This window comes from Okeania sp. SIO3B5 (genome assembly GCF_010692555.1).
Classification (GTDB): Bacteria; Cyanobacteriota; Cyanobacteriia; order Cyanobacteriales; family Microcoleaceae; genus Okeania.
In genome coordinates this window covers 1-8,660 of the sequence record NZ_JAAHHG010000432.1, presented here as the reverse complement: position 1 = coordinate 8,660, position 8,660 = coordinate 1, and the positions used below count along the sequence as shown (strand labels likewise).

At 36.0% G+C, this 8,660-nt stretch carries 5 protein-coding genes and 1 tRNA gene; 4 read left to right on the top strand and 2 right to left on the bottom strand.

What is annotated here, in order from left to right; all coding sequences use genetic code 11:
* Nucleotides 1-776: 776 nt before the first annotated feature.
* Nucleotides 777-848: transfer RNA gene (locus F6K54_RS34540), tRNA-Val, on the bottom strand.
* 329 nt (nucleotides 849-1,177) lie between these two features.
* Here F6K54_RS34540 and F6K54_RS34535 point away from each other — a divergent pair.
* A complete protein-coding gene (locus F6K54_RS34535) occupies nucleotides 1,178-1,795 on the top strand; it encodes a metal-binding protein (RefSeq protein WP_293088144.1) in 618 nt (205 codons plus the stop codon).
* Between the two features lie 680 nt (nucleotides 1,796-2,475).
* Here the strand turns inward: F6K54_RS34535 and F6K54_RS34530 are convergent.
* Entirely contained in the window at nucleotides 2,476-3,540 is a 1,065-nt protein-coding gene (locus tag F6K54_RS34530; RefSeq protein ID WP_293088142.1) for a GGDEF domain-containing protein, read from the bottom strand.
* Nucleotides 3,541-3,728: 188 nt separating this feature from the next.
* Here F6K54_RS34530 and F6K54_RS34525 point away from each other — a divergent pair, with 188 nt between their 5' ends.
* The 3 genes from F6K54_RS34525 (at nucleotide 3,729) to F6K54_RS34515 (ending at nucleotide 8,496) form a co-directional block, all read left to right on the top strand.
* Nucleotides 3,729-4,826, top strand: coding sequence for a permease (locus tag F6K54_RS34525; RefSeq protein WP_293088141.1), 1,098 nt, complete (start codon nucleotides 3,729-3,731; stop codon nucleotides 4,824-4,826).
* 531 nt (nucleotides 4,827-5,357) lie between these two features.
* On the top strand, nucleotides 5,358-6,164 hold the full coding sequence (locus F6K54_RS34520; RefSeq protein WP_293088139.1) for a TIGR03943 family putative permease subunit: 807 nt from the start codon (nucleotides 5,358-5,360) through the stop codon (nucleotides 6,162-6,164).
* A gap of 778 nt (nucleotides 6,165-6,942) precedes the next feature.
* Nucleotides 6,943-8,496, top strand: coding sequence for a hypothetical protein (locus tag F6K54_RS34515; RefSeq protein ID WP_293088137.1), 1,554 nt, complete (start codon nucleotides 6,943-6,945; stop codon nucleotides 8,494-8,496).
* Nucleotides 8,497-8,660: the final 164 nt, after the last annotated feature.

Sequence of the window (8,660 nt, the reverse complement as noted above, 5' to 3'; positions counted from 1 at the left end):
GCTTTTTGATCTAAGAAGCTAAAAAAGCTAGTATTTTGGGATTATTATGGCAGAACAATCTTGGGATAATTCTTCCTACTGCCTCCTCGCTCCCATACCCATTTCTCCTGTCTCCTGTCTCCTGTCTTCCCCTCCACCGGAGGAGTTAGGGGTGAGTTGTCTCCTACCTTCACCCATAAGACTTTTTCAGCAAACCCTATCTATAGTGCAGGGGTGTATGATTTGCCACAAGTACCATAGAGTATTTATAGGGGGAAAGCGCCGAAATGAAGATTAGCGATCGCACCCCTATGCACACTTGACTCTTTTTGTCAAGTTTTATGTTAAGAAAGATGTTTATAAAGCATAGGTTTTAACCGGGGGATGAGAACAAGCGAGTCGTTTAGACTAGACAACTTTAGTTGTCCTGTGTTATTATATCATGTCCGGTTGAATACTTACACTTTGGAGGAGGTAAGGCAGCTATGCTGGAGGCAGGAGGCAGAAGGAAAGAAAAGGTTAGAAGGGAAAAGGTTTTTTATCACTGATTATCCGGACATGATATTACCTGGATATACAAACGTTTAGACAAAAGTAAGCAGCAAAGCATGGCTTAAACTTAAGCCGACTGTGTAGGGGCACTTTGACTTGTCCCCAAAGAGCATATCTTTGGTCAGCGCTCGAAAAAACGAAGCAACATGGATTTATCCTGTTGCGTAGTATCAACTTAGAATCCCCTCGGCAAAAGCTGCGGGGAGTAGTCAATATAAACTTAACTAATAGCTAAATTTATTTTATGGGCGGTACTGGATTTGAACCAGTGGCATCCTGCTTGTAAGGCAGGCGCTCTACCGCTGAGCTAACCGCCCAACTTTTCTAACTATAACACATCTCACTAAATATGCAAGTAAAAAAATTATCTTTTATCTATTGTGGCTATAGCACTACACAAATAGAGCGCGGACATTTATAAATGCGGATGCGACACCGCGATGACGACATTCGCAAGTGGTCAGATCCAGCGACGACACCTCGCTTGCGGAATGCTGACTAAGAGAGGGAACGCGCATCAAGCAGCTCAAAATTAGTCAGGGATTATTTCTGACTTTTGAATTTTGAATTTTGACTTGCGCGTAGTGCTATATCTGCTAATTTTGATAAGTATATTCTGTGTTTTTTGGCCTAGATTAAATCTACTATGCCCAGTGGTCGCACCCATGACCGAATAACCTTGTGGAGTTTACCCATAGTAACAAGCTTAAGCTTTGGGTTAATTCATAGTACCCACTTAACCTTATTTGTTTCTGGGGGTTTTTTGTTCAGTGGGCTAATGTTTGGCCCAGACCTGGACATTAATTCTCGGCAATTTCAAAGATGGGGTTGGTTTAAGTGGTTTTGGCGGCCCTACCAAACAAGTCTAAATCATCGTTCCTTTTTATCTCACGGACCGATAATTGGCACTGCAATACGATTGCTATATGTTTTGACATTGCTGGGAATGGTAGTTGTATTTGGTTTAATTATAGATGAATTACTGGGGCTGGAATGGAGTATTTTAGGGTTTGTAGAAAGCTTGTGGCGATCGCTTTCCCTACATTACCAAGAAGCAATTGCTTTATTGGTAGGTCTAGAACTTGGTGCAATGAGTCATTCTGTGAGTGACTGGAGTAGCTCAGTTTATAAACGCTTCAAAACCAAAGGTTTATCTAGCTTACTTCCTAAAGTAAAACTCCAGAAACAGCGACGTAAGTCTAGTCCCCGCAAATCGACTTCTGCAAAAGTTGTTCCTCCTAGAAGTCGTCGTACTCAAAAATAAAATTAGTTTATGTAATATTTAAATTATAGGGAATAGGGAATAGGGAATAGGGAATAGGGAATAGGGAATAGGGAATAGCAAACTGTAAAAGAGTTTTAGGATTGAAAAATGTCTTATACCAATTTGATAAATGTTTGCTACAAATAGCTAGGGTATTTATTAGAATTTCCTACGGAATGCTTCGCAAACAGAATTCAGAATCCAGAATTCAGAATGGATAGATTTAATACCATTTTTAATTTTGTAAATTATCTTTTTCGTCAAATAGACTTTATTTGAAAGTTTATTTATGATTCTTATTATTCGTAACATTCTTTTTTAAAAATGGTATTAATACTATTTCTCTGTAACAATGCGCTTAATAATTCTTACCAAAACCTGAATTTTACTAATAGCTGTTATCTTTACTTTATATTAAGCGCAACTTCATGGAGAAATGGTACAACTAATTCTTGTGGTGCTATATCATGTCTCTTTAAATACCTAAAAATAACATTTGTTAGGGAGTTGGGAGTTGGGAATTGGGAGGTGGGGGAAATTTGATAGATTCTCAAGATAATGGATGAAGATCATTAATATTTACATCTAATTAATGAGACCTGATATTTAGAGTAGATGCAACTAATAAAATAAAAATTTGAAACAAAATTTTTTGTTCTTTAATTTATCCAGAACTAACCTTAACTAAGGAGAACGCGATCGCGACCTTTAATTTTAGCTTGATAAAGTGCTCGATCTGCTTCAGAAATTAATGCTTCTCGCGAGCTACTCAATTGAGGTATAGTTGCAGCAACTCCTAAACTTAAAGTTACAACTTTTGAAGCAACAGAAGCTTTATGGGTAATATTTAATGACTTGACATGAGAACGAATTTGTTCAGCTATAGAAACAGCATCAATAGCATTTATCTTAGGTAAAACTATCGAAAATTCTTCTCCTCCATAACGAGCTACTAAATTTTCCTTATTTGTTTTAAGTGACGTTTGAACAGCTTGATTAATTGCTAAAGCTACTTGTTTGATACACTTATCTCCAGCTTGATGACCATAAGTATCATTATAACCTTTAAAACAATCAATATCTGCCATGATGATGGATATAGGGCTTTGTTGTTTAGACATTTGGAGCCACTGTTGAGCTAGATATTCGTCAAATCTTCTACGATTAGCAACTTGAGTCAAAGCATCTAAAGAAGCTTGACGCTCTAATTCTTGGTGAGTTGTCTCCAATTCTTGATAAAGTTCATGGAGTAAATTACTGGCCAATTGATGAACATGACATTGAGCTATCAGCAGATGATGGACATCTAAAATTCTGTAGACGTAGGGTTCCATTTCAACCACAATTGGTTCGTATGCTTGGTTAGTTGGTCTTTGCAAAGCAGTACTACTCGCTTCTACAACTGTAGTATGTCCAGGCATAAGTAAAAAATCTATATGAGCAAACTCATACAAAGTCTTTAAAGACCTTTTCAGAAATAATTCTCGTCCAAAAGGGCGACTCAGATACTCCAAAAATCGCTGTCGGGAAATCATTCCTGAGATATGTCCATCTTCAGTTAAGATTATTCCTGGCAATCTTGGTTCAGCTTCTAGTCTCAAAGCAGCTACTTCTCCTGATTGATTGCTGTCAACTTGAAAATCATGTAATGATAAATCTCGTAAAGTTAACTCTTGAAAAGTTTTTGGCAGGGAATTTTCAACAACTGGTAAGACTAAGGGCTTAAAGCTAGATAAGTTAAGCATAAAATGAATATTATTTATGTGTCAAAAGAAAAAGAAACTGTATCAACCTAGATGAGTTAATTATCTAGATTACCTTAGTATATACTTACATTGTAAATATATGTATAGTTATCTGAATAATACGGATTTCTAGGTAATTTTTGAGCAAAATCAAATACTTAAAAAAAGTTTAAAGAGTAAATCAAAAGATGGCATCAACGCTGACAAATCAGTTGAATAATGCTTTTACCCTCTTTCTTAGTTTATTGGTAGAAGCAATACCATTTTTACTGCTGGGGGTGATTTTATCCGGAATATTACAGTGGTTTATTGATGAACGTAAATTAATTACATATCTGCCTAAAAACCCTCTTTTAGGAGCATTTGTAGGTAGCTTAGTTGGTTTTTTATTCCCAGTATGTGAATGTGGTAATGTTCCGGTTGCTCGACGTTTATTGATACAAGGTGTACCAGTTTCAGTAGCAGTTGGTTTTTTATTGGCAGCTCCAACAGTAAATCCCATAGTAATCTGGGCCACTTGGACGGCTTTTAGGGACCAACCAGAAATAGTGGTATTACGAGTGGTATTTTCTCTAGCAATAGCAACAATTATTGGTTGGGTATTCAGCGTGCAAAAGGATATGCGACCGTTATTGCAACCTACAACTGCTCGTCTATTGCCTAGACCTCAACAGTCAGTTTCTCAAAAAGATGAAACTTCTCCTCTTTTACAGTCAGGAACATTTTTTCTGGGTCAATCTACCACGTCTATGCCCCTGGAATCTATCCCACTGTGGCAAGTAGAAGCTAGTACTATTAATCAAAGTCCACTAGGTGTGAGTAGTCAAACCACTTCTAACAAAGATATGAGCTGGAAATCTCTGTTCGTTGCACCTGATCGACAGAGACTTTTATATTTGTTAAATAGTATGGTGCAAGAGTTACAAGACTTGGGTGGAGTTTTGGTTATTGGTAGCGCGATCGCTGCAATGATTCAGGTTGCTGCTCCTCGTGAATTTATTTTGAATCTTGGTCAAGGTCCTATTAGTTCAATTATTGCTATGCTGACTTTGGCCGCAGTGGTTTCTATTTGTTCGACTGTGGATGCTTTTTTTGCTTTGTCATTTGCTGCAACTTTTACGAGTGGTTCTCTATTAGCTTTTTTGGTTTTTGGACCAATGATTGATATTAAGGCTGTTGGTTTGTTATTATCAGTATTTCGGTCGCGGGCTGTAATTTATTTAATGGTTTTAGCAGCGCAATTGACTTTTATTATGGCTTTGATTGTGAATTTATATTTGAGTTAAATTAACTTATAACAGGGAACAATTAATAATTAATAATTAATAATTAATAATTAATAATTAATAATTAGGGTTTGCTGATTAACTATAAAAGTATTGACATATAAAGGTTTCAGCCTTCTTCGGTTGAAAAAAGTGCGCCTGTTTTCGGTAAAGATTGCTCAAAAAACTAGCATTTTGTGCAAGAGTTGGGCAGAAAAATTAAGGGACAATTCTTCCAACTACATCCTCTGTAATTCCCATTTCTCCTGTCTCCTGTCTTCCCCTCCACCTGAGGGGGAGGGGCGAGGGGTGGGTTGTCTCCTGTCTCCTACCCTCACCCATAAGACTTTTTCAGTAAACCCTAATTAATAATTACCTCTCCTTTAAAATAAGAGGATTGATTCAAAGGAAAATTTTTCTTCTCTTGATCGATTGGATATGGCGCAGGTTTCCTCGTCATCCCACCCTACGGGAAGCTGCGAATATCGACCGCTTTTATCCCCTTAAAAGAGGAGGCTTTAAACCACAATATTTGTCAGCAATTTTAATCAGATGAGAGTTTACAAGTCACTTTCTTTTCTACTCAAACAATATAGTTCTTGGATAGATGCTATAGCAATTTTTGTTTGGGGTTTTGTGTTATTTCATTATTGGACGACAAGCAAGTTATACATATTAATTCATCCTCGTTATTTTGGTTTAACAGTGGGAGCTGGAATTGCTTTACTTTTATTAGGTGGATTGAAAATTTGGGAGTTATGGAGTATTCGCAAAAGTCAAAGATTTAAGAGACAATCAAAACAAACATCAATCAGTATTGAAAATCAGCATATTAATATTTTTCCCCCTGGTTGGAGTAGTAGTTTATTATTAATATCAGCTTTATTGGCATTGATGATTACTCCTCAAGTTTTTGCTAGTCAAACAGCATTACAAAGAGGGTTAACAGAATCTTTGCCAGTAACTAGAACTCAACCTCAAGAATTTCGTAGTGCTACTAAACCAGAAGAGCGATCGCTAATTGAATGGATTAGAATTTTAAATGTTTATCCAGAACCAGATGCTTATAACGAGCAAAAAGTTGAAGTTACTGGGTTTGTAATTTATCCTCCTGGATTATCTGAGCAATATTTTTGGATATCTAGATTTATTCTGACTTGTTGTGCTGCTGATGCTTATCCAGTGGGATTACCTGTTAAATTACCAGAGGGTAGAAGTCGGAGTAAATATCCTCAAGATGGTTGGTTGAAAGTTGAAGGTAAAATGATTACTGATGAACTGAATGGTCAACGTAAACTAACAATTTCGCCATCTGAAATTGAACCAATTCCTAAGCCAAAAAATCCTTATGATTATTGAGGAAGGAAAAAGAAAGAAGGAAGAAGGAGGAAGGAGGAATTCAAAAGTCAAAAGTCAAAAGTCAAAAGTAAGAAGTAAGAATTCATTAATTGATAATGGATAATGTATAATTGATAATTACCTCTGGTTAAAACCGTTCTTGATTGAAAATAAGGAAATATTATTTCTTTTCTCTTAGTCGATTGGATATGGCGAGGAGACCTCGCCATCCCTCGACCGCTTTTTCCCCTTAAAAGGGGAGGCTTTAAACCAGAATTGTTTAATTATTAATTATTAATTATTAATAATTCGGTAAGAAGGAAAAAGTGGATAGGAACTCAAACTCCTAACCAATTGTAAACATCCTGTATACGGCAGGGTATTAAACTCAAAAGAAAAAGATAATATTATTATCTCTGCTTAATAACAGCATCTCACAAATAACTCTCTATAAATCTTCAAAAGTTAAGTATTCCAACGCTGGTAAACACTATTATGATTAAGTACAATTTGCAAAACTATTGCGAAACTTTTATCTGTGGGATATAATATTAAGCCCGAATAATTAACCACCAAAAACTTTCTCCCTTTGAACCAAAAATCCCTTCTGCCTTCCTTATTTCAAAGTATTATATCATGTCCGGATAATAGCGTGATAAAAAAACCTTTTCCCTTCTAACCTTTTCTTTCCTTCTGCCTCCTGCCTCCAGCTCCCGCTGCCTTACCTCCTCCAAAATGTAAGTATTCAACCGGACATGATATTAAGTATTCAACCGGAGATGATATAAGGAAAAAATAAATGGTAAATTTAAGAAAAAAAATTAATCATCTATTTCGCGAAAATCAAGACATTATTTCACAAGAATTACGGCAACCTCTTGATAGACTTGCTATTACTTTGATTATCGGGTTAACTGTGTTAATTTGTCTGCTATTTGTGGGTGGTGGAAGTACAGCCCCAAAAGTAAAAAACTTTAGCTGGCAAGACAAGAAAATAGGAGCTGAAGATACAGCTTTTATACTAAATTTTAATCGACCCATGAACCATGCAAGTGTGGAAAAAAACTTAACAATAGAACCACCTTTACCAGGAAAAGTGAGTTGGGCGGGTCGGAGAATGGCTTATACAATTTTAGAACCTGCTCCCTATGGTAATCAGTATAAAGTGAAATTATCAGGGGCAAAAGAAAAGTTTTATGGCTTAGATCAAGGAGAGGTAATGCAGCCTTTTCAAGGTCTATTTAGTAGTCGCGATCGCGCATTTGCTTATATAGGTTTTCAAGGAGAGGAAAAAGGTAGATTAATCTTAATTAATTTAACTCAAAAGCAAAAATCTATAATACTAAGTCCGAAAAATTTAGAAGTAATGGATTTTAAATTTTTTCCCCAAGGTGAAAAGATTTTATTTTCGGCAGTTGAAAAGCAAAATGAAGTTCCAACTCTGATAGAACAACAAATATATACTGTGACAACTGGGATTAATTTTACTTCTGGAGATGCCAAATCAAAGTCCTCAGAAACTGTAGGTAAAATTGAAAAAGTTCTTGATAATTTAGAATACCAAAACTTGAAATTTGATTTATCTGCTGATGGTCAAAAAATTGTGATTCAACGGGTGAATAGAAAAGATGTTTTCGACTCCGGTCCGTGGGTATTAGAGTTAGGAAAAGAAGCACAACATTTAACAAATAAAGAGGGAATAATTCAAAAAGGTGGAGACTTTTTAATTACCCCAGATAGCAGAAGTTTAGTAATTTTACAAGGAGAAGGAACCTCCATTTTACCAATAAATCCAGAAACAGATTCAGAGGATTTAATATTTTTACCAAAGTTTGGAACAGTATTAAATTTTGCTCCTGATGGTTCTATGGCAACCATGGTAAAATATAATCAAGATGGGACGCGATCGCTTTATATTGTGACTAATCAAGGTGAGGAGCGAGAGGTATTAAGAACTCGTCCTTATGGTAATATTCTCAGTGCAGAATTTGACCCAAATAAAAGAATTATTTATTGTTTATTAACTCAAGTAGTAGAGCAGGGAGAAGAGTATCAGGAACAACCTTATATTGCAGCATTTGATCTTAATAGAAATTTATTAAGACCTTTAGTTATTTTGCCAAACCAACAGAAAATTCATATGGATTTATCGCCGGATGGTTTAGCATTATTATTTGACCAAATGGTGACAATATCAAATCAAGAAGAAGAAGAAAATAATAAAAACACTAAAAAAATTAGTCGTTTATGGATGTTACCTTTAGATTCAAAAATTCCAGAAGATGATTCACCATGGCAGCTTCAACCAGAAGAGTTGCCTCAAACTGGTTTAAATCCTAAGTGGTTGCCTTAGCTATTCTATTGGTAGAAGTAAACAATTAATAATTAATAATTAATAATTAATAATTAGGGCTTGCTGAAAAAGTCTTATGGGTGAGGGTAGGAGACAGGAGACAACCCACCCCTCGCCCCTCCCAGGAGGGGAAGACAGGAGACAGGAGAAATGGGAATTATAGA

Bases quoted from the DNA above. Each gene is read 5' to 3' on its own strand.
- F6K54_RS34535 (WP_293088144.1), top strand. From the start codon at position 1,178: ATGCCCAGTGGTCGCACCCATGACCGAATAACCTTGTGGAGTTTACCC.
- F6K54_RS34530 (WP_293088142.1), bottom strand. From the start codon at position 3,540: ATGCTTAACTTATCTAGCTTTAAGCCCTTAGTCTTACCAGTTGTTGAA.
- F6K54_RS34525 (WP_293088141.1), top strand. From the start codon at position 3,729: ATGGCATCAACGCTGACAAATCAGTTGAATAATGCTTTTACCCTCTTT.
- F6K54_RS34520 (WP_293088139.1), top strand. From the start codon at position 5,358: ATGAGAGTTTACAAGTCACTTTCTTTTCTACTCAAACAATATAGTTCT.
- F6K54_RS34515 (WP_293088137.1), top strand. From the start codon at position 6,943: ATGGTAAATTTAAGAAAAAAAATTAATCATCTATTTCGCGAAAATCAA.